Raw genomic sequence first — 19007 nt, 5'->3', positions numbered from 1 at the left:
GGACGCGGACGGACAAGTGCGGTTGATCGAGACCCACCACGACTCCCCCATCGAAACTCGTATCCGCGGTCGGGTCGTGGACATCCTCGTGCTCGCTGAGGATGGCTCCGCGACACCANCACCGCAGGAACGAATCGATCCAATGAACGATCCCCTATCAGGCAGTCAGAAACGATCGCTCATGGAGCAATCAGAAGCATGCTCATCCATAAACCTGCTTGACCGACAATTTTCGTTATGTCAATTAATTCTTGGGGCGAGTCGCTTGGGCCTGTCTTCTGATCAGTGTTGCCACCGGAGTCGATGTACTCGGTCGAGCCATTGATGTCCATGGCTGACGACACGGTGTCGTGGTGCATGATTGCCAACTAGGCCACAAGCCAAGGGGAGTCATGTCTCGACGCGTTCGACTTGTCGTTGCCCTGCTTGCCTTCGTGGCAAGCACCTTCGGACTGAGCGCGTGCAGTAGGGACACCTTCGAAGAGCGATTTTTCTCACAACTGCTCATTGCGATTGACATTGGTCTTGACGACTCCGACTCCGTTGCTGCAGTTTCCGGCACGGAAGGCGGCCCAACGCCAACAACTCTGCAGTACTTCCTCGAAGGAACGGACGTGGGAGAAGAAGTAGCTCAGGGCCTCACCGATGCCGGGTTCACGGCAGACGACTCTCTCAACCAGGTCTGGGAACGAGAAAAGGGCGGCTTGCACCAATTAGTCGTTCTAACTCCTTACTCTTCCGGCGAATCCTTCGCGATCGAAAGAGGGACGTCAGATGAGCGCTACGTAGCAAGCGAGGACGGTATCCGCGTCACTATCGCGTAACCCGTTCTGGGGGCAACAGCCCCCGTCCCAGCTTCCGTAGGGACAACGGGGAATTCGACCTCTGACTTATGGGCGCGTCCGGAAGCTGATCGTCTATCGGGCAGTGCACGTTTGTTCCGCGCGGCACGAAATGATGGTGGCATGTCCACCCCCGAGCAACTCGTGCCGACCGTCCGTCGTGCGGATCCCACCGGAAGTGACGCAGCGCAGGTAGGAAAGCTCGTCGCCGACTACCTCATCCAGACCGAGCGGGAAAAGGCCGAGCACCTAGACGGCGCCCACGGTCCGACGCCATTGCCTGAGAAGTACCGCCATGAGGTCGACGAGCCTTGCTCCGCGTATGCCTCTGCCGACGTGTACGTGGCTGAGTTGCAGGGCCACCTAGTCGGCGTCGCTGTGGTCCTTGGCGACCAGGACGCGGACGAACTGAAGAGAGTGTGGGTCGATCCAGCTGCTCGCGGAACTGGCGCAGGATCCGCACTCCTCAACGCAGCGCTGACACGTGACAAGCAGCGCCCGCTCCGGCTGACAGTGTGGAGGTGGCGCGATGACGCGATCAGGCTCTACTCCCGACGCGGCTTTCAAGCCGTTGCCTCATGGGACCCGCGTCCTGACCTGATCTGCATGGAACGACGAACCTGACCCGACCTCGCAAGCATTCCAGGCACGGATCCCCTATCGGGCGGGTGGTCTTTCACTTACTCCACTTACGGCTTCGCCGCCCGCGGATGAGACCGGCGTCGAGTGACGGACGTCAGCGACGCATTTCAGCCATAGCGCGAATGTTGAAGTAAAGGCCGATCGCGATGAGCGCCACGCCCAGAAGACTCAGCCCTTTGGGCAGGTCAATGAACACGTTGACAATGAACAGCGTGGCGCCGAGCGCGTAGAAGATCGTGGCCACACCCATGCGCTTTCGCCAGCGAGGCATCTTGGACGACATCAATTGCTCCTTATCGACGGAAAAAACAGCTTGCAAAGTTGCCAGAGTCGGCTTCGGAGTACATCACTCCTTATCTAGGTTGGCCTCGTCCGTGAGCCTGAGCACTCGGTCCTCGCGTCGCTTCTCGTACTGGATTGCCGTAACCAAGACCGCAAGTAGGAAAACTGCTCCAAGCAAACCCCACCCCGGATAGCCCGCTGCGATCGCCAGCGCGGCCAGGATGAGAAACATAGCTAAAAGCGACGGCATCAGCGCGGTCGCACGACGCCGCTTACGGCGAATCAAGAAACGGACTAACTCCGCGTTCTCAGCTGTCACCGGTTCCCGTCCGAACATCTGTCGGACCAGGAGTCGTCGCCTGTCCGGGTCGAGCTGCGAGAAGGGATAGTCGGCGCTGCTCCAAAGGAGGAACGGTGACAGAGCCTCGACGGACTTGGCTCTTCGCCACCCCAAGATCGCGGACACCACAGCAACAGCAGCAAGAGTCACGGACACGCCAAATGTGACGCCAGTGACACCGTCTCCCGAAGCTGCAAGTGCGGCAAGAAGTCCGCCGAAAACGGAAGAGGGGATCATCATCACCTGCGAAGAGGGCCCCACGATTTTGCCGCCCGGTGCATGCACTTCCTTGGTCATCCACTGACCGTAAACCGGCACCTCCCCCACGCACCTCCCGTAGGCGTGGAACCACCCGCGTAGCGAGGGCTAACGACGAAGAATCCACCTTGGCCGCTCCCCCAAGTCGGCCTTGAATCCGACGCATTCGTGCTCGACCACTCAACACCTTGGGTGAGCACGGCGATCAGCGTGAGGAGTGTCGCCAGCTCTCTCTTCGTGTTCCGAGGCCTTTCGATCAATTCGGGCCCCTCGCACAAAACCGAGAGCGACGACTGAACTTCGTGCCGGCAGACGATCCCCTACCGGCCGCGGTGGGCCGTCCAAGCCAGTCGTGGCCCTGCCATAAGGTTCGAGCATGGAGACCGTTCCGCTCGGCTCCCCTACCGCGCCACATCAACCAGCGCGTCGGATCGTTGAAGCGAGATGACATGCTGAGCGCATGCTGACCGATGCAGAGATCGTGACCGCGATGAGAAGAGTCGAGCACAAGAGTCGGTCTGCCGGGATGGACCTGTCGTACCTCGACTACGAGATGCGAGACATCCGCACCTCGCCCGGACACGTCGATGTCGAACTCACCCAGCGCGACGGCCACTCCGCGCGACTCCTCATCGCCCTCCCCTCCAGCGGCGAACCCCAGTACTGGCTCTACGCTCCCCCCGAACAAGCCGAGGATTGGCTCCAGCAGCTCCTCATCTGGATCGACGAGGAAGTCTTCACCAGCGGGCTCATGGACGGGCGCGCACGCATAGAGAGCAACGGCGCCAGCTACGTGCAGTCAGCTCCCTACGGTTGGCGCTTGACCGATCCTGCTGAGCACGCACGCCTCTCCGAAGCCGCTGGCCCCAACGGTTGGTACGGATGACGATCGTCTATCGGGCACCCTTGGTCAGGGCCAACGCAGTACTAGACGTAACGCCGCCAGCATCAACTGCCCGAATCGCAGAAGAACTTTTCTGCGGAGTGGCGCTGCTCGCTCTAGCTCTCGGGCCGTCGGCCTCACGAACAGGGCATGAGGCAAGCTGTTCCAACACTTCTCTTGAGCAGGGACCTGCTGCCCGTGGTCCTCTTCGTATTGGCACTCCCCACAGGCCGCCGGCCCCTTAAAGGCTGAACTCCGGTGCTCTTCCCATGGGTGTTCGCAGTCCGGGCACAGCGTCTCTCGAAGCCGCCGCCGCACGGCACGGCCGGAAGCGCCTGCGGGATTGCTCATGGAGCGAGTATGCAGCTCTTGCGATCCGCCCTGAAGCCGATCGGTCACCGACCACCGGCGGACGCTAGCCACTCCCCCGCAGCTACGGGGCGCCGGCTGTCTCGACAGGTCAGTCCGAAACTGATCTCGATGACCGATCCCCTATCGGGCGGCGAACATGAGCGCGCGGCCAAGCCGTTGACAGCCCTGCACTACGGTTCGAATCATGGAGCCTGTTCCGCTCGTCATCACCATCATCGGCGCTCTCGTCGTCGTGGAGGGTTTCGCCTACGCCTTCAACCTCACGAAACGGGGAAGTATCCAAGTAGGGAGCCGCCCCTTCCTCACCATGACGATCATGATCGGATTGGGGACCGGAATTCTCGTAGCTGGCGTCGGCGCCGCCCTGAGCTGACTCGCAAGCGCCCAAGCCGATGGTCGATCCCCCAATCGGGCGCCTGATTCAGGGACGAGCACCTCTAAGGAGCCGGATAACGCCCACCCCGACTGCACCGGCGCCGCTGATCCACAGCAGTCCGACAAGAGCCCAGCCCGGAAGCCCTACCCGGCCCATCGGCTCACCAAGGTCGTGACTCGTGAACCTCATGAAGAGGCCAACGCCGATGAAGAAAACGCCCAAGCAGATGGCGATGATCGCTTCCTCATACGGCGTCGCCTGCGGCGCCTTTGACACACATCCTCCTCGTTCGTGAGCCAGAGCCTAACCGGGCTCGTTTCCGGACGCGCGACTCCTAGCGGTGACGTGGGAACCATGGATCAACATCAAGCAGTCATTGAACCAACTCCCACTCCGAGTCAGTATGCGATCAGCTAGCGGGCTCGTGCGGAGTGGAACACGTGCGCGCGATAGAGGCCGATTCGTTGCACACTGAGCCATGCAAACTCCTGCGGCGCAGCGGCGGAAGCGGCTGGCCTCCGGGCTAATCATCACGGCAGTGCTGCTTGTCGCCGGCCCACTCGTGGCCGACCTGGTCGCCCCTGATCTGCCATGGCTTCTTCGCCTGGCCGGCGCGCTGCCCGTGTTGGTCTTCACGATCGGCATTCAGGTCTGGCACCGGGCCGACAAAGTCTTTGACCGCGGCTTCGAGCCTGAGGACGAAGACGACAAGCCCACGGACACGCCGAATCAGTGAGCGATCGTCAATCGAGACGGGGCAGAAACGCATCGCGTTGCCGCACCTTCACTCATACAGGTTGGATGACCCCATGAAGCGCAGCGAAGCCCCCATCATGATCGTTCTGGGCCTCGGAGCTCTCGCCGTCGCCGCCACCCTCTTTTTCACGTCAGCTGATCTCACTGTCGTGAGCAGGGGCTACGCCGGATGGCTTGTCGTCGGAGCATGTTCCCTGGGTGGGCGCGGCTGCCTCATCTACGCCTTCATTGCGTCCCGCCGCGGCCGGTAACCGATCGGCAAATGGGACGGTTGTCCACCTTCCTGGCAGCACGACGGTGCAGCTTCAGGAGTTGTCCAAATGTCGCGGCTGCACAAACGCCCAGATTGCTTGGCCACCGAAAACGACGATCGTCACTATTCCGATTCCGATGCCGGTAAAGCCGCTGAGGTCTGTCGTGGCACTAACGATCGCGAAACCGACCACCTCAAGAACGCCGACGACGGCACCGATCAACCCCAGGCGCAGTCGCATGCGGACTTGGTTTGGGTGCGGGCGAGGCCTCATCTCATGAGTATGCCTGGGTTTATCGCGGGGGTCAGCGTTCGTTCCATCGCCTGGCTGCCCGGTCTCCGATCCCCTATCGGAACGAGAAGAGACTCGCACGGACGACGCTTCGTGACGCAGGTCGACGGGCACCGGTTTCGATCTATCGATTCAGTCTCTGCGCAAGAGACTCCCCTGCGAAACGACTGTCTTTCGAGAAGTCGGCCCACGCCTCCTCGTATTCGCGGTCATGACGCCTCGCCAACTCGTCAAACGCCTGCTTACGAGAACGCTCTTCACTAATTCGCTCGTAGAAGAGGTCCATCGTCTCCGCACCCCACCTGGAGGTCACCTTCGCGAACTCGTGCACGCGGTTCCACACCTGAGCGACCTGATCGGCAGTTAAAGACGGGAAGACTTCCTCGATCGTCACAGACAGATAGCGAATATGAATGGTGAACGCGGCATCGAGCACCGAAAGTCTGCGAAGTTCATTTAGCCCCATGTACGTAGGTTAATGCTGGACATCGCGGCACCACGACGCACATTCCCGGCCTGCAGTCGGGGCCAGTGAAACAGCCTTGCGATAGCCGATCGTCTATCGGGCACCCTCGGTCAGGGCTAACGCACTACTAGATGCAACACCGCCAGCATCAACTGCCCGAATCGCAGAAGAACTTTTCTGTGGAGTGGCGCTGCTCGCTCTAGCTCTCGGGCCGTCGGCGGCACGAACAACGCATGAGGCACGATGTTCCAGCACTTCTCTCGACCACGGACCTGCTGCCCGTGGTCCTCTTCGTACTTGCACTCCCCACAGGCCACCGGCCCCTCAAAGGCTGAACCCCGGTGCTCTTCCCATGGGTGTTCGCAGTCCGGGCACAGCGTCTCTCGAAGCCGCCGCCGCACGGCACGGCCGGAATCGCCTGCGGGATTGCTCATGGAGCGAGTATGCAGGTTTCGCGATCCGCCCTGAAGCCGATCGTCTACTGCGACACACCAAAGCCGCCCTTCCCTCCTCTGCGCGTGCAGGGGCTCCTGGCGCTACCCACGCAAGGGCCCGGACGTGGCAAGTAACTCGGCAGCCTCGGTGGCGATGAGATCCGACAACTGTTTTGGTGGCAGCTCGTCGACACCGCTCATGATCAGCAAGGCCTCGACCCCAGGCACCCACGTGTCATCCCTGAATCTGAAACTGAATCCTCGCAAGGCTTCCGAAAGCTGCAGATACCTCTCGTCGCGACCAGCGATCAAGCGCAGACTCTCGACAACAAGAGTTCGACGGCCAGCCTCGTCATCGTCGGTGGTCAACCCTAGATCGGTGCCGATCGCGAGGAGGTACCGAAGGTTCTCGCTTGCAGGCAGGCTCTTGGACTCGCCAGCAAGAAGGCGAATGTTCAAGCTGTCATGGCCCGCCATCAACCAAGCGACGGCAAGCTCAGGGCCGCACCATTCATCGGCCTCTCGCGTGAGCGCGACGACCAGCAGGATCGCGATCACGTCCCGATCAGTCACCTCAGTTTCCACAAATCCGCCATGGTCGACAGCAGCATTGTCTTCCGCGACCAACGGTCTCGTCCTCGCTCTGACTCGCTTGTGGAACCACATCAGGACTGCTCCCCTCGTTGAACCGCACGATAGACCGTCGAGCGGGCGACACCGAAGAGCTCCGCGATCTCGCTCGTCGTGTGGGCGCCGGTGCGGTGCAGCTGCACCAGGTGCCTCTCTTGCGAGGGGGTGAGCTTGGGCTTTCGGCCGCGGAGCTTGCCGGCAGCCTTCGCGATCGCCATCCCCTCCCGGGTGCGGGCCCGGATGAGGTCGGCCTCGAACTCGGCCACCATCCCGAGGACGTTGAACAGGAGCCGACCCACGGGATCGGTGGGGTCGTAGACCGCTCCCCCGAGGTTCAGCGAGACGCCCTTCTTCGTCAGCTCGTCCGCAATATCGGTCGCGTCCCGGAGTGATCGGGCGAGACGGTCGAGCTTTGTGACGACCAAGACGTCGCCGGCACGGCACGCAGCCAGGGCCTCGCGGAGACCGGGCCGGGCTCGAGTCGTCCCCGACAAGCCATGGTCAACATGAACGTGTTGATCGTCAACACCTAGTGCTGCAAGGCCGTCACGCTGTGCTGCGAGATCCTGTCCGGACGTTGATACGCGGGCGTAGCCGATTAGCATCCGACGACTGTAGCGTTCAGGCCCCCGTCACCGGGCATTTTTGCGGGACAGGCATGCGCGAATCCGCAGGCCAGGAGCTACTTGACCCCAGCCGGCCGAGAACAGCTCGAGTAGGTGTCCCGATGAACGACCGTCTATCGGACACTGAAATCGAAACGTAGAGACCCCGGTGCACATTCGAGGTGCGGGTATTCCGACGCATGTGGCGCATTGTCGGTCTGCCAGTCGCGGCCGTACCGCATAGTTGGGGACGTGCCGGCACCCGAGATCATCTCCCTAGACCCAGCGGCAAGAGCGTTTTACGGTCTTCTGGCGGCTGGGATGGTCGTTGTTTTCGGGGGCACGACCATCTTCATTTCTGGGCTTCCCGGGCAAATCGCGTTCGGTGTTCTGGCAGGCGCGTGCATCGTCTTACTTGTTCGCCTCCTGCGTTTATCCCTCACTCTTTCTGACGACGAAGCTGTCATCCGTGGCCTGTTCCGAACGACTCGCATCAATCGGGAGCACGTCAGGTTGTTGCGAGAGCACGCATATCTCGAGTGGACGGATGAGCTGGGCTTCGGACACTCCACACCCGTGCTGGCCCTCATGCTGAGCTTTTTGCAGCCAACGTCTCGTCGCCCTGCGGGCAGAGGGCACGAAGTCGCGCGACGCATCGACTCGTGGATTGACGGAACTGTAAAGCGGGCCTAGCCGAAGCTAGGCCCGACCTTTCCTGTCTAGCTACTTCTTCTTGCGATGCTGGATGACCAACACGGCGATGAAGACAATCGTGACGATGGCGACGGCGATGGGCCACCAACCATTTGCACCAGCTGCATACACGGGCTTATCCCTCCGAAATGATTGCTCCGGCCGTTTCGGCCAGAGAGTATCCATACTTCACGGCTGCCGTAGCTGCGCCCTTGACTTTCTACGCGACCGGATGACGACCGTCTAACGGGCGTCTCGTTCGCGAGGTACTCAGGTGTCTAGCCGAGCCAACGCGACCGTGGATCCCTTCAAGCGGATTTCTACACTCGCGATCTTCAGGCTGGGAATGGCTGTCGACGCAGACAGATCTGCGGCACGCGAGCCGGCTGCGTCCCACGTCGCGACGGTGAGCGTGGTGTTGTCCGTTTGTGTGACCACGAGCTCGTATCCGGAGTTGTCTGGCGCGTCCGCGCCGTAGTCGCAGTTCCAATCGAGCCTCGTGCCCCAAGATTTCTCCTCGATCTGCAGACCCGCAGTAAGGGTGGTGGAGTCGGTTCCGGGGTCCATTGGCTGGAACGTCATCTGGGCCGTCGCTGGGCCGACGTCGTTTCTTGCGCCTACGGCGAGCCCCCCGAAGACGGCGGCAGCAACAGCAGCGGCAACTGCGAGAGCCATGACTCCTCGGCGGCGGCGTTGACTCTTGCGGACGCGGTGGGCCATCAGCGACAACGTTTCTGATGGCGCCGGAGTGTCGTCCGAACCCAGAGGTGAATGGATGGCAAGGGCCTCTTCCGGCGAGATCTGGCTCAGGATGCCTGGGAGACCCGCAAGTTCCGTCACCGCTTCACGGCAGTTGGCGCAGGTACTGAGGTGCTGCTCGTATTCGCGACGTTCATCGGTGGGGAGCGCTCCGAGGACGTAGGACGCGTCCCAGTCCTGGTAACGGTCCTCGTGAGCTTGGAGATCGGGATGCTCAGTCATCGTGTGACGCCCCTTTCTTGGAGGGCTAGCCTCAGCCCGCGCAACCCGTAGTGGAGCCGCGATTTCGCGGTTCCTTCTGGGATGCCAAGCCGTCTCGAAATTTCAGGAATGCTCTGACCAGCGAAGTACGCACAGACGACGACTTGACGGTGCTGGTCGGAGAGCGACGCCAGCGCGTCCGCAACCATGATGCTGTCCAGGACCGCATCAGTGCGATCGAGAGCAGCGCCTTCTCCCTCGCCAGGGGCTGCCACTTCTCGTCGACTCCGGGCAGATCGTGCGTCGTCGATGACGAGGCGCCGAGCGACGGTGAACAGCCACGCTTGAGCAGCATCCTTGTCGAGCTCCAGCACCTTGGGACGCTGCCATGCTCTCAGCATCGTCTCCTGAACGATGTCCTCGGTCAGCGCCGCGTTCCGAGTGAGGCTGTGTGTGTAACGGCGAAGCGCCCCGCCGTGGCACTCGAACAATGCCGACAAGAGCTCGTCACTGGCTCGGGTCATGACCTTCACCGCCTCGCGCCGGTGAAGTCCGGCCAGTGCCTGATCCAGGACCGCCTTTCATCGTGCCTGTAGCGAGCGCAACGGGAAACGCCGATGCGCACCAGCGGTCGAACCTCATGCCATCGACATGGCCAGGACATGGGTTCACCGTCTGAGCGGAAGGAGTCGACGCATTCGCACCCACTGTCTCTGCTTTCATGTCGATGAGCACTGCCTTGTGGCTCCTTTGCTCGGGTGGGGTCGTGGAGCTGCGAGGGCCTGCAACCCGGAGAGTTCTGTCCGGCAGGCACGCGCGCGATCAGGACGCTGGGGTTGCTGAGCCCTCAGTGCCTGCTTCCATGTTGATCGTGCCGTCCGGCTGGAGGACGTACCAGGCATCCTTCACGCCCTGTCCGTTGACCTGTCCCGGTTCGGTGTCCTTCGCGAACCGGTACACCGGCCAGCCGTCGACGGTCAGCTGGGTTGTCCCGTCCGTGCGGGTGAGGGAACCGATCTTGCCCGTGATGCCGTCTGGGGAGGACGTGTCGGAGGCTTCGACTGCCGGCCAGGTCATGGCGCATTCGTCGTAGCAGTTGCTGGTGCCCGAGTCCTGCTCGTCCATCTTGAACGTGTAGATCGTGTACCCGGCGTCGTCGGTGATGATTTCGCCCAAGGGAGACGTTGCGGTGCCGAGGACTGCCGCTGCCGCGGTGGTCTCGGCGGGGGCCGGCTCGGTGGAGTCGGTCGTCGTGGATGATTCGGCAGATGTGGCGCACCCGGAGAGAGCGGCCGCGGCCAAGACGGCCGTCGTGAGCGTGATGGTCATTCGCTTGTGCATATTTCCTCCTGCTGGTACGCCGGCCCAGGTAGCCCGCTTACTACGAACACGACGCAGCTCATCCAGGAGTTCATCCGCGGCCGAAAAAGGCCGAAAAAGATCGGCGGTCGCAGGCAGCCGTCCTCACTCCCGGCGAAACGGGTGGCAGACGCGGGTGACGACCCTGTACCAAGGGCACCGCTGTCACACATCCGTCGTTCTTGGGATCGGCTAGTGAATGTCCCTCTGGCACGGCACGGTCGCGCGATGCCTACCCTGTGCTGATCGATCGGCTGGCCGCCCGAGACAGCGCATACCCCCAGGGGGTACAGTTCGATTCGGTCGACCTCGCAACGGAACGTGCTTCCGCTGCAGCCCGACGATCCCCCACCCCTCGTCCTGATCGAAGAATCGATGCTCGCCACCACCGCCTCCCCGCGTCGCCGGCTGCTGTTGCAGGTCACGGCGACGCTGGCGTTGCTGCTGCTGGTCGGGTTCACGGTCCTGATGCACACGATGGCCGGCCACACCGACGGCCACGAGCACCCGATGGCAGCTCCCGCCGCCACCACCGAGCACGTCCATGCCGTCGGAAACCGCCACGGGGAGCATGCCGCTCCCGCGGCCGCGGTGCTGACGGTCCTCACCGACGCCGGCTGCGACAGCGGCCTGTGCGCGCTGATGTGCTCGCTGATGGGGATGGCGTGCGCGCTGACGATCGCCCTGTTCGCATGGGCGCTACTGCGCGCACGGACCGGCGGTGTCATCGCGCTGCTGTCGCGACTGCTTGCGCTGGCTGACCGGCTGCCGCGCCACATCGCAGCACCGAAACCACCGTCACTGACGGCACTGCAGATCATCCGCATCTGATCCGCCCCCTGCGGGACCACACCGCCGCAGGGCGGCTCCCGCATGCCCAGAACCGGGAGGCATCCGCCTACCCGGACCAGCTGACGCATCCACGGGAATGGACCTTCCATGCACACCACCACGACCACGCGCACCCTCGCGATCGCCGCCTCGCTCACCCTCGGCCTGACCCTCGCGAGCTGCTCCACGAACGACAGCAGCTCCGACGCGGGCTCGTCCGCCTCGTCGAGCTCGGCCGCGTCGGCGCACGACGACCAGGACGTGATGTTCGCGCAGATGATGCTGCCGCACCACGAGCAGGCCGTCGAGATGAGCGACGCGCTCCTCGCCAAGGGCGACGGTGTCGACCCCGACGTCGCCACCCTGGCGGAGCAGATCAAGGCCGAGCAGGGTCCGGAGATCATTCAGCTCGCCAGCTGGCTGCAGGGCTGGGGTGAGCCCACGGAGTCGGGGCACTCCATGTCCGGGATGATGTCCGATTCCGACATGACCGACCTTGACCAGGCATCCGCAAAGGACGCCGGAAAGCTGTTCCTGCAGCAGATGGTCCAGCACCACGAGGGCGCCGTCGACATGGCCAGGAGCGAAGTCGACAAGGGCATGAACACCGACGCGGTCGCGATGGCGAAGTCGATCGTGTCGAGCCAGACCGAGCAGATCACGCAGATGAAGGACATGCTCGCGTCCACGTGACACCAGTCGAGGGTCGAGGCGGGCAACGCAGTCCGCCTCGGCCCGAGACCGGTTCTTCCCCCCTTTGTGACCACCCTGTCGCTGCAGAACATGCCCGCGACGTGAAGAAGCAGGTGTACGTGTTCGTGATCAACGCAGTCGGTGACGCCCTGGTAGCAGCCGGCTCGATGGGGTGGGAGATCCTCTGGCCCCTCATCCTCGGCTTCACTCTCTCCGGCGTCATCCAAGCCGTCGTCCGCACCGACCAGATCACCAAGCTCATGCGCGACGACTCCCCCCGAGCGATCAGCGTCGCAACCGGCCTGGGCGCACTGTCCTCGTCCTGCTCCTACGCCGCCGTCGCCCTCGCACGGACGCTCTTCCGCAAGGGCGCGAGCCTGTCGTCGGCCATGGCGTTCGAGGTCGCCTCCACGAACCTCGTCGTCGAGCTCGGCTTGATCCTCGCGTTCGTCATGGGCTGGCAGTTCACCGCAGCGGAGTTCGTCGGTGGACCACTGATGATCATCCTCATCGCCCTCGGGTTCCGGCTCTGAATGCGCGGGAAGATCGTCGACGCCGCCCGCGAACAGGCCGACAAGGGACTCGCCGGCGCGATGGAGGGCCATGCAGCCATGGACATGTCCGTGCAGGGCGACCAGGGCTTCTGGCGGCGACTGTTCTCGAGGCCCGGGCTCACGAGCGTGTCGCAGTACTTCGTCATGGACTGGGCATCCGTCATCCGCGACATCGTCATCGGGCTACTCATCGCCGGCGCCTTCGACGCCTGGGTCCCGAAGGCGTGGCTGCAAGCACTGTTCCTCGATGGACACCCGACGCTCGCGTTCCTGATCGACCCGCTCATCGGGCCGATCCTGGCGATGGTGAGCTTCGTCTGCTCCGTCGGCAACGTCCCCCTCGCAGCGGTCCTCTGGAACGGTGGGATCAGCTTCGGCGGTGTGATCAGCTTCATCTTCGCCGACCTGATCATCATCCCGATCATCATCATCTACCGGAAGTACTACGGCTGGAGAGCAGCCCTCCGCATCACCGGGATCTTCTACGGCGCCATGGTCCTCGCCGGCTACGCCGTCGAACTGCTCTTCACCCCGCTGCACCTCGTCCCCACGAACCGGCACCTCACCATCGTGACGACCTCGATCAGCTGGAACTACACCACCTGGCTCAACATCGTGTTCCTGCTCGTCGCGGCGTTCCTGCTCGTCGTCTTCACCCGCAGCGGCTCATGGCCCATGCTCCGCATGATGGGTGACCACCCCGATGCCCACGACCAGGCACACGCCGAGCACGGCAAGCCCTGACCCGACCGGCCACGCCGACAGGGCGAGCTAGGCCACACAGCATCGTCGGAATCACGCCACACAGCGTTCCCAGCCACAACGTGTCGACGCTCACTCCTGCGGTGCTCGCCGGCGCCAGGACCCCGTTCCCCGTCGCGACGACGGGGTCAGGTGCGGCCGATCGGCCGCTGCGACCTGCAGGAGGCGCGGTGCGCGGAATCCGGCACCGCGCCTCCTCGGGGTGGTCGCGTCAGGGGACGATGACGGCCCGGCCGCGGACGGTGCCGGCGGTGAGGGCCTCGTAGGCCTTCGGGCCGTCGTCGAGCGAGTAGCGCTGCGTGGCGACCTCGACCTGGCCGGCGCGGGCGAGGTCGAGGACCTCGATCAGTTCGCTGCGGCTGCCCCAGTAGGGGATGCGCACGGCGACGTCGTAGGCGATCGCGCCGAAGCCGAGCTCGACGGTGCCGCCACCGATGCCGACGATGGTCACGTCGGCGTCCGCCGCGGCGACCGCGACGGCCGTGTCCATCGTCGGCCCCGCCCCGACGAAGTCGAAGACGGCCTGGACGCCGAGGCCTCCGGTGATCTCGCGGATGGCGTCGGCGGCGTGCTCGTCGCTGATCACCGTGTGGTGCGCACCGACGTGCTGCGCCAGCTCGAGCTTCTCGTCGCTCACGTCGAGTGCGATGATCTGCGCACCCGAGAGCGCCCGCAGGATCTGGATGCCGACGTGCCCGAGGCCTCCCGTGCCGATGACCACGGCGTAGGTGCCGGCGCCGAGCTTCGGGAGCGAGGTCTTGATCGCGTGGTACGGCGTGAGGCCGGCGTCGGTGAGCGACACGTTCTCGACCGGGTCGAGGTCGCCGAGCGGCACCAGGTGGCGCGGGTCGTCGACGATCATGTACTCGGCCATCGACCCGGGAGCGCCGAGCCCGGGAGGCTTGATGCCCTCGGCGGCGGCGTTGACGCAGTAGTTCTCCTTGCCCTGGGCGCACTGGTGGCAGCGCCCACAGCCCCACGGGCCGTAGACGGCGACCGCGTCACCGACCTGCAGGTGCTCGACGCCCTCGCCGAGCTCGGCCACGATGCCGGCGCCCTCGTGCCCGAGCGTGAGCGGCAGCGGGTAGCCCTGCGCGGTGTAGTCCTCTTCACCGAGGCTCATGACGTACTCGTCGGAGTGGCAGACACCGGCCGCCGTGACCTTCAGCAGCACCTGCCCGGGGCCGGGTGACGGCTTCTCGATCTCGACGACTTCGGGGTGTTGACCGACCTGGGTGTACTGGAGTGCCTTCATGGGCCGCAGGCTACGCCCGACTGCTGGAGAACGCACGACAGGTGTCGCGTTACTGGAGGCGTCGGGGCGCGGTCGGGCCGTGCCGCCGGCGGGGTTGGGCGTGGTGGTGGCGGGGATCGACGGTGACGGTGGTCGGCCCTACGATCGACGGCATGGCACACCTGCACCGGGCCGGCATGAGCCCCTCCAAGATCGACCTGCTCGACGCCTGGGTGCCCACCCAGCCGTGGTTCGAGGGCCCGCCCCGGTCCGAGGGCGCCGACGACGAGGGCCTGCGCAGCGTCGCCGCCTTCCGCTTCGACGACCCGGCGGGCGAGGTCGGCGTCGAGACGATCATCGTCGCGACGGCCGACGGCGTGCAGCTGCAGGTGCCCCTCACCTACCGCGACGCTCCCCTGCCCGGCGCGGACGCGCACCTCGTCGGGACGACGGAGCACTCGGTGCTCGGCACGCGGTGGGTCTACGACGGCACGGCCGACCCGGTCTGGGCCGCGGCCCTCGCGACGGCCGTGCTGACCGGAGGCACGCAGGCCGAGGCCTGGTTCGAGGTCGACGGCGAGCGGCAGGTCCGCGAGCCGAACTCGACCGTCGTCGGCAGCGGCAGCCCGGGCACCCCCGTGCCGGACGTCGACCGCCTCACCGTCGACCAGGTCGAGGGCCGCACGGTCGTCACCGGCGCGGCGGTCCGCATCGTCGTCGCCCGCGTGCTCGGTCGACACGACGCCGGCGCCCTCGCCTCGACCGGCGGCCACAGCGGCGACCACGGGGTCGAGGTCCTCACCGGCACGTGGACCGGGCACGACCAGCCCGAGACGCTCGCCGTCGTGCTCACGGCATAGCCACCTGCAGGAGGCGCGGTGTTCGGTCGTCGCGCACGGCGCCTCCTCGACGTCCGGGCAGGAGGCGCGGGTGGCGTCCTCGACGAACTGCCCCGCGCCTCCTCGTCTCGTCCCCAGACGGTCGCCGGGTGACGGGACGGTGAACGATCGTGCACGGGGCCCCGCCGAGTGGCATGCTGCCGCTACGGTGGCCCGATGACGGCGATCGACACCTCCCCGACGACCGCGGCCCCCGCGCCCGGCACGCCCCTCACGGGCACGACCCCGACGACCCGCGACCACCTGCGGTCGCCCCTGTCGGGCACCGACTCCTCGGGTACGGATTTCTCGGGTTCGCCCCTCTCGGGCACCGTGCTGGCGACGCCGCCCACGGCCGAGCTGCACCTGCACGTCGAGGGCACGCTCGAACCCGAGCTCGTCTTCGCCCTCGCCGACCGCAACGACGTCGACCTGCCCTTCGCCTCGATCGACGAGCTGCGCGCGGCGTACTCCTTCGGCTCGCTGCAGGAGTTCCTCGACCTCTACTACGCGTGCACGGCCGTGCTGCAGACCGCACAGGACTTCCGCGACCTCGCCTGGGCCTACCTCGAACGCGCCCACGCCCAAGGGCTGCGTCACGTCGAGATGTTCTTCGACCCCCAGGCGCACACCTCTCGCGACGTCGACGTCGACGAGGTCATCGACGGGCTGACCCAGGCACTCGGCGAGGCACGCGAGCGGTTCGGCATCACGGGCGGGCTCATCCTCTGCTTCCTGCGGCACCTGCCGGTGGGCGACGCGGCCGCGACCCTCGAGTCCGTCGCGCACCGCGCCTCCGACCTGATCGGGGTGGGGCTCGACTCCTCCGAGGTGGGGTTCCCGCCCGCCGCGTTCGCCCGCGTCTTCGACCGTGCCCGCGCGCTCGGGCTGCACGTCGTCGCCCACGCCGGTGAAGAAGGCCCGCCGTCGTACGTCACGGACGCCCTCGACCTGCTGCACGTCGAACGCGTCGACCACGGGGTGCGCAGCCTCGAGGACGACGCCCTCGTCGCCCGCCTCGTCGCCGACCGGGTGCCGCTCACCGTCTGCCCGCTGTCGAACCTGCGGCTCGCGGTGGTGTCCGACCTGGCCGAGCACCCGCTGCCCCGCATGCTCGAGGCCGGGCTGCTCGTCACGGTCAACAGCGACGACCCCGCCTACTTCGGCGGCTACGTGGGCGACAACTACGAGGCGCTGCGCGACGTGCTCGGGCTGGACGACGACATGCTCGCCCTGCTGGCGACGAACTCGGTCGAGGCGTCGTTCGCCGACGCCGGCCGCAAGGCCGAACTCACCGCCGAGGTGCAGACCTGGCGCGAGGCGCGTCGCGCGGCCTGAAGCGCGCGGCCTGCGGCGCGGAGCCTGAGGCGCCGGGCCCGAGGGGGTGGGCGCCGACGCACGCGAGAGCGGGCGAGTTCGTGCCGGACGGGCCGCCACGACGGACCGGTGTCGACGAACCGGCCCGCCGACGGTCCGCGCATCTGAACCGGCACCCTTGCTGGCACAGACGGCGGTGCAGACGTGCGGCGGTGCAGACGGGCGGCAGGGCAGACGTGCGGAGGCGCCGTGCGTTCCGGTCGGTCAGGCGTCGCTGTTGGCTAGAGCGTGCGGCCGGCGTTGGCCTCGAGCCAGGCCTTGGGGTCGACCTGCGTCGTGCCGCCGAGCAGCACCTCGAAGTGCAGGTGCTCGCCGGTCGCGACACCACTGCGGCCGACCTTGCCGACCAGCTCGCCCACCTGGACCGTCTGCCCGGCGACCAGCGGGCTCGAACCGATCTGCATGTGCGCGTACAGGGTGCTGACGCGCTGACCGTCGATCACGTGGTCGATCACGGCGTACTGACCGAACTGACCGTGCATGCCAGACGTGCGCACCACGCCCGCGGCCGCGGCACCGATGGGGGTGCCGCCGCCGGGCGTCATGTCGAGGCCCATGTGCATGCTCGAGCACGCCGCACACGGAGCCGCACGGGGACCGAAGCCCGAACTGAGGACGACCGAGCCCGGGAACGGCCAGCGGATGTCACCGATGCCCGAGTTGACGATGGTGCCGGCCCCCGAGGAGGCGCGGTAGGAGTTCGTCGACCCCGCGACGTTCTTCGAGGTCACGACGGGCTCGGGCTCGGGCGGCGGAGGCGGCGGCGGTGCGTCGGTCACCCCGAAGGCGTCGCGGTCGGACACGGTCAGCACGACGAGCGACGCCGCGAGGGTCTGGGTCGGCATCGGAGCGGCACCGGCGGTCGGGATGTTCGACCCGCCCAGGTCGCTGGCCGAGGCCGGGGTGAGGTTCGACGTGAAGAAGAGCATGACGGCGCAGACGCCGAGCACGGGCAAGGTCGCGGCACGGACGCGCGACGAGACGGCCCGGAGCCGCGAACGGCCGGGGGTCGCCCGGGGGCTCGGGTTCGGGCGGCCGGCGTCTCGGGTCCGACGCAGCACGGCCGGCACGGAGGCCCGCGGTCGGCGCGCGACGCTGGTCGTGGGGGCCGCCTCGGTGGCCGTCGCACCCACTTCCGAACCATGCACCCGGTTGCTCGTGGGTGCATCGTTCGAAACCGGGTTCATCGTCGGGCTGGTCGCAGGAGCGACGGAGGACGGTGCGGAGGCGGGAGCAGCAGGAGCAGCGGCAGCGACCGGAGCAGTAGGAGGCGCAGCGGACGACGGTGCGGAGACGGGCGCAGCGGACGACGTCGTGGAGGCGGGAGCAGCAGAACCAGCGTCGGCAGCGGCGGCAGCGGCGCGCTCGAGGGCGCGGGCCTCACGGCGGGTCAGCGGCACGGCGGCACCCGGCGCCTGCTCGACGGCCGCAGCGGTCGGCGCGGCGGGCGAGGTCGGCTCGGCCGGCGCCACGGTCTCGCGGGTGTTCGAGGGGTCGGTCATGAGCGCTTCCTGGGACGGACGGCGCGTCGACTCACGGTTCTCCTCGATGGGGCGGACCGACCCACCTTACGATCAGAGCCGCCCGCTGACCAGGGGTGGAGGCGAATTTTCAGGAGCTGCACCCTTCGTGGTCGACCGGCACCGCACCTCCTGACCGGGGTCGCTCGCCGTGATGCGGGTGACGCTACCGACCGTCCGGAGGGCCCGTCACACCCAGAACGCGGCACAGGCGGGGGTGCGGTCACCCCTCCTCGCGGGGCTTCCGCCGGGCAGGCGGCACCCCCTACCCTCGGGCCGTGACCTTCGTGCTGGCTGCCCTGCCCCTCCTGCTGATCGTGGGGGCGCTCGTCGACATCGTCACGCGTCCAGAAGGCGACGTGCGACACCTGCCCAAGGGCCTGTGGATCATCATCGTGCTGTTCCTGCCGCTGATCGGCAGCATCGTCTGGTTCGCCGCGGGCCGCGAGTACGGCAGCCGAGTCGAGCAGATCGGGCCCCGCGACCAGAGCCGGTACCACGAGGCCGCAGCCCGCACGCTCGACCACCGCGTCCGCAGCACCGAGCAGCAGCTCGCCGACCTCGACCGCGAGGCCGAGCACTACGAGCGGCTCGCCCGTCTGGCGAAGCTCGAGGCCGAGGTCGAGCAGCGCCGCTCCACGGCCGGCGACGACGTCCCCGCCTGACCGGCCCCGCGCCTCCCGGCCGGGGACGGCCGACGTCAGCCGCGCAGCCC

At 66.0% G+C, this 19007-nt stretch carries 21 protein-coding genes and 1 pseudogene; 11 read left to right on the top strand and 11 right to left on the bottom strand.

Annotated features, from left to right (window positions below; all coding sequences use genetic code 11):
• Positions 1-434 precede the first annotated feature (434 nt).
• Together IFT36_RS08100 and IFT36_RS08095 are read left to right on the top strand one after the other, a co-directional pair.
• Positions 435-824: a hypothetical protein gene (locus IFT36_RS08100; RefSeq protein ID WP_200412850.1), complete on the top strand. Its 390-nt coding sequence runs from the start codon at positions 435-437 to the stop codon at positions 822-824.
• A 141-nt stretch (positions 825-965) separates the two neighbouring features.
• Positions 966-1466: a GNAT family N-acetyltransferase gene (locus tag IFT36_RS08095; protein WP_123570953.1), complete on the top strand. Its 501-nt coding sequence runs from the start codon at positions 966-968 to the stop codon at positions 1464-1466.
• Between the two features lie 112 nt (positions 1467-1578).
• Here the strand turns inward: IFT36_RS08095 and IFT36_RS08090 are convergent, their stop codons facing one another.
• Positions 1579-1767, bottom strand: a complete 189-nt coding sequence (locus IFT36_RS08090) for a hypothetical protein (protein ID WP_148053666.1) — start codon at positions 1765-1767, stop codon at positions 1579-1581.
• A gap of 63 nt (positions 1768-1830) precedes the next feature.
• A complete protein-coding gene (locus tag IFT36_RS08085; RefSeq protein WP_200412849.1) occupies positions 1831-2403 on the bottom strand; it encodes a hypothetical protein in 573 nt (190 codons plus the stop codon).
• A gap of 421 nt (positions 2404-2824) precedes the next feature.
• On the opposite strand from IFT36_RS08085, the gene IFT36_RS08080 reads away from it, so the two are divergent.
• From IFT36_RS08080 to IFT36_RS08070, 3 genes are all read left to right on the top strand, one after another.
• A complete protein-coding gene (locus tag IFT36_RS08080) occupies positions 2825-3250 on the top strand; it encodes a hypothetical protein (protein WP_192124113.1) in 426 nt (141 codons plus the stop codon).
• Between the two features lie 553 nt (positions 3251-3803).
• Positions 3804-3992 (top strand): hypothetical protein, encoded by a 189-nt coding sequence (locus IFT36_RS08075; RefSeq protein WP_200412848.1) that lies wholly within the window; start codon positions 3804-3806, stop codon positions 3990-3992.
• Between the two features lie 481 nt (positions 3993-4473).
• Entirely contained in the window at positions 4474-4731 is a 258-nt protein-coding gene (locus IFT36_RS08070) for a hypothetical protein (protein ID WP_200412847.1), read from the top strand.
• Between the two features lie 325 nt (positions 4732-5056).
• Here the strand turns inward: IFT36_RS08070 and IFT36_RS08065 are convergent, their stop codons facing one another.
• From IFT36_RS08065 to IFT36_RS08035, 7 genes are all read right to left on the bottom strand, one after another.
• Positions 5057-5245: a hypothetical protein gene (locus IFT36_RS08065; protein WP_192121385.1), complete on the bottom strand. Its 189-nt coding sequence runs from the start codon at positions 5243-5245 to the stop codon at positions 5057-5059.
• A gap of 175 nt (positions 5246-5420) precedes the next feature.
• The gene (locus IFT36_RS08060) at positions 5421-5762 is read right to left on the bottom strand and encodes a hypothetical protein (protein WP_200412846.1); all 342 of its coding nucleotides are present in this window, start codon (positions 5760-5762) and stop codon (positions 5421-5423) included.
• Between the two features lie 536 nt (positions 5763-6298).
• Positions 6299-6823 (bottom strand): hypothetical protein, encoded by a 525-nt coding sequence (locus IFT36_RS08055; RefSeq protein ID WP_200412845.1) that lies wholly within the window; start codon positions 6821-6823, stop codon positions 6299-6301.
• 38 nt (positions 6824-6861) lie between these two features.
• A complete protein-coding gene (locus IFT36_RS08050; RefSeq protein ID WP_200412844.1) occupies positions 6862-7431 on the bottom strand; it encodes a recombinase family protein in 570 nt (189 codons plus the stop codon).
• Positions 7432-8394: 963 nt separating this feature from the next.
• Positions 8395-9105, bottom strand: coding sequence for a zf-HC2 domain-containing protein (locus IFT36_RS08045; RefSeq protein ID WP_123570957.1), 711 nt, complete (start codon positions 9103-9105; stop codon positions 8395-8397).
• Positions 9102-9608, bottom strand: a complete 507-nt coding sequence (locus IFT36_RS08040; protein WP_082460175.1) for a sigma-70 family RNA polymerase sigma factor — start codon at positions 9606-9608, stop codon at positions 9102-9104. Before IFT36_RS08040 ends, IFT36_RS08045 begins: the two co-directional genes overlap by 4 nt.
• A 298-nt stretch (positions 9609-9906) precedes the next feature.
• Entirely contained in the window at positions 9907-10413 is a 507-nt protein-coding gene (locus IFT36_RS08035) for a COG4315 family predicted lipoprotein (RefSeq protein WP_158612881.1), read from the bottom strand.
• A gap of 351 nt (positions 10414-10764) precedes the next feature.
• Between IFT36_RS08035 and IFT36_RS08030 the strand changes: the two genes are divergently transcribed.
• The 3 genes and pseudogenes from IFT36_RS08030 (at position 10765) to IFT36_RS08015 (ending at position 13265) form a co-directional block, all read left to right on the top strand.
• Positions 10765-11274, top strand: a complete 510-nt coding sequence (locus IFT36_RS08030) for a hypothetical protein (protein ID WP_056044687.1) — start codon at positions 10765-10767, stop codon at positions 11272-11274.
• A gap of 108 nt (positions 11275-11382) precedes the next feature.
• Positions 11383-11967 (top strand): DUF305 domain-containing protein, encoded by a 585-nt coding sequence (locus IFT36_RS08025; protein ID WP_056044689.1) that lies wholly within the window; start codon positions 11383-11385, stop codon positions 11965-11967.
• Between the two features lie 167 nt (positions 11968-12134).
• Positions 12135-13265: pseudogene (locus tag IFT36_RS08015) on the top strand (permease).
• Positions 13266-13494: 229 nt separating this feature from the next.
• Here IFT36_RS08015 and IFT36_RS08010 read toward each other — a convergent pair.
• On the bottom strand, positions 13495-14538 hold the full coding sequence (locus tag IFT36_RS08010; protein ID WP_200412841.1) for an NAD(P)-dependent alcohol dehydrogenase: 1044 nt from the start codon (positions 14536-14538) through the stop codon (positions 13495-13497).
• Between the two features lie 152 nt (positions 14539-14690).
• On the opposite strand from IFT36_RS08010, the gene IFT36_RS08005 reads away from it, so the two are divergent.
• Positions 14691-15377, top strand: coding sequence for a CG0192-related protein (locus IFT36_RS08005; protein ID WP_200412840.1), 687 nt, complete (start codon positions 14691-14693; stop codon positions 15375-15377).
• Between the two features lie 195 nt (positions 15378-15572).
• Positions 15573-16733 carry an adenosine deaminase gene (locus IFT36_RS08000; RefSeq protein WP_200412839.1) on the top strand — a complete coding sequence of 387 codons (1161 nt, stop codon included), beginning with the start codon at positions 15573-15575 and terminating at the stop codon, positions 16731-16733.
• 260 nt (positions 16734-16993) lie between these two features.
• Here IFT36_RS08000 and IFT36_RS07995 read toward each other — a convergent pair whose 3' ends face one another.
• On the bottom strand, positions 16994-18274 hold the full coding sequence (locus IFT36_RS07995) for a M23 family metallopeptidase (protein ID WP_200412838.1): 1281 nt from the start codon (positions 18272-18274) through the stop codon (positions 16994-16996).
• Positions 18275-18570: 296 nt separating this feature from the next.
• On the opposite strand from IFT36_RS07995, the gene IFT36_RS07990 reads away from it, so the two are divergent.
• Positions 18571-18957 carry a PLD nuclease N-terminal domain-containing protein gene (locus IFT36_RS07990; protein ID WP_200412837.1) on the top strand — a complete coding sequence of 129 codons (387 nt, stop codon included), beginning with the start codon at positions 18571-18573 and terminating at the stop codon, positions 18955-18957.
• The last annotated feature ends 50 nt before the right edge of the window (positions 18958-19007 follow it).

This window comes from Frigoribacterium sp. CFBP 13605, from assembly GCF_014839405.1.
Taxonomy (GTDB): domain Bacteria; phylum Actinomycetota; class Actinomycetes; order Actinomycetales; family Microbacteriaceae; genus Frigoribacterium.
This window is presented reverse-complemented; position numbering and strand designations above follow the sequence as displayed.

Excerpts from the sequence above, each read along its gene's own strand:
- IFT36_RS08085 (WP_200412849.1), bottom strand. The coding sequence starts at position 2,403 with ATGACCAAGGAAGTGCATGCACCGGGCGGCAAAATCGTGGGGCCCTCT.
- IFT36_RS08075 (WP_200412848.1), top strand. The coding sequence starts at position 3,804 with ATGGAGCCTGTTCCGCTCGTCATCACCATCATCGGCGCTCTCGTCGTC.
- IFT36_RS08065 (WP_192121385.1), bottom strand. The coding sequence starts at position 5,245 with ATGCGACTGCGCCTGGGGTTGATCGGTGCCGTCGTCGGCGTTCTTGAG.
- IFT36_RS08070 (WP_200412847.1), top strand. The coding sequence starts at position 4,474 with ATGCAAACTCCTGCGGCGCAGCGGCGGAAGCGGCTGGCCTCCGGGCTA.
- IFT36_RS08090 (WP_148053666.1), bottom strand. The coding sequence starts at position 1,767 with ATGTCGTCCAAGATGCCTCGCTGGCGAAAGCGCATGGGTGTGGCCACG.
- IFT36_RS08080 (WP_192124113.1), top strand. The coding sequence starts at position 2,825 with ATGCTGACCGATGCAGAGATCGTGACCGCGATGAGAAGAGTCGAGCAC.
- IFT36_RS08045 (WP_123570957.1), bottom strand. The coding sequence starts at position 9,105 with ATGACTGAGCATCCCGATCTCCAAGCTCACGAGGACCGTTACCAGGAC.
- IFT36_RS08035 (WP_158612881.1), bottom strand. The coding sequence starts at position 10,413 with ATGACCATCACGCTCACGACGGCCGTCTTGGCCGCGGCCGCTCTCTCC.
- IFT36_RS08005 (WP_200412840.1), top strand. The coding sequence starts at position 14,691 with ATGGCACACCTGCACCGGGCCGGCATGAGCCCCTCCAAGATCGACCTG.
- IFT36_RS08025 (WP_056044689.1), top strand. The coding sequence starts at position 11,383 with ATGCACACCACCACGACCACGCGCACCCTCGCGATCGCCGCCTCGCTC.
- IFT36_RS08040 (WP_082460175.1), bottom strand. The coding sequence starts at position 9,608 with ATGACCCGAGCCAGTGACGAGCTCTTGTCGGCATTGTTCGAGTGCCAC.
- IFT36_RS07995 (WP_200412838.1), bottom strand. The coding sequence starts at position 18,274 with ATGACCGACCCCTCGAACACCCGCGAGACCGTGGCGCCGGCCGAGCCG.
- IFT36_RS08050 (WP_200412844.1), bottom strand. The coding sequence starts at position 7,431 with ATGCTAATCGGCTACGCCCGCGTATCAACGTCCGGACAGGATCTCGCA.
- IFT36_RS08010 (WP_200412841.1), bottom strand. The coding sequence starts at position 14,538 with ATGAAGGCACTCCAGTACACCCAGGTCGGTCAACACCCCGAAGTCGTC.
- IFT36_RS08095 (WP_123570953.1), top strand. The coding sequence starts at position 966 with ATGTCCACCCCCGAGCAACTCGTGCCGACCGTCCGTCGTGCGGATCCC.
- IFT36_RS08000 (WP_200412839.1), top strand. The coding sequence starts at position 15,573 with ATGACGGCGATCGACACCTCCCCGACGACCGCGGCCCCCGCGCCCGGC.
- IFT36_RS08060 (WP_200412846.1), bottom strand. The coding sequence starts at position 5,762 with ATGGGGCTAAATGAACTTCGCAGACTTTCGGTGCTCGATGCCGCGTTC.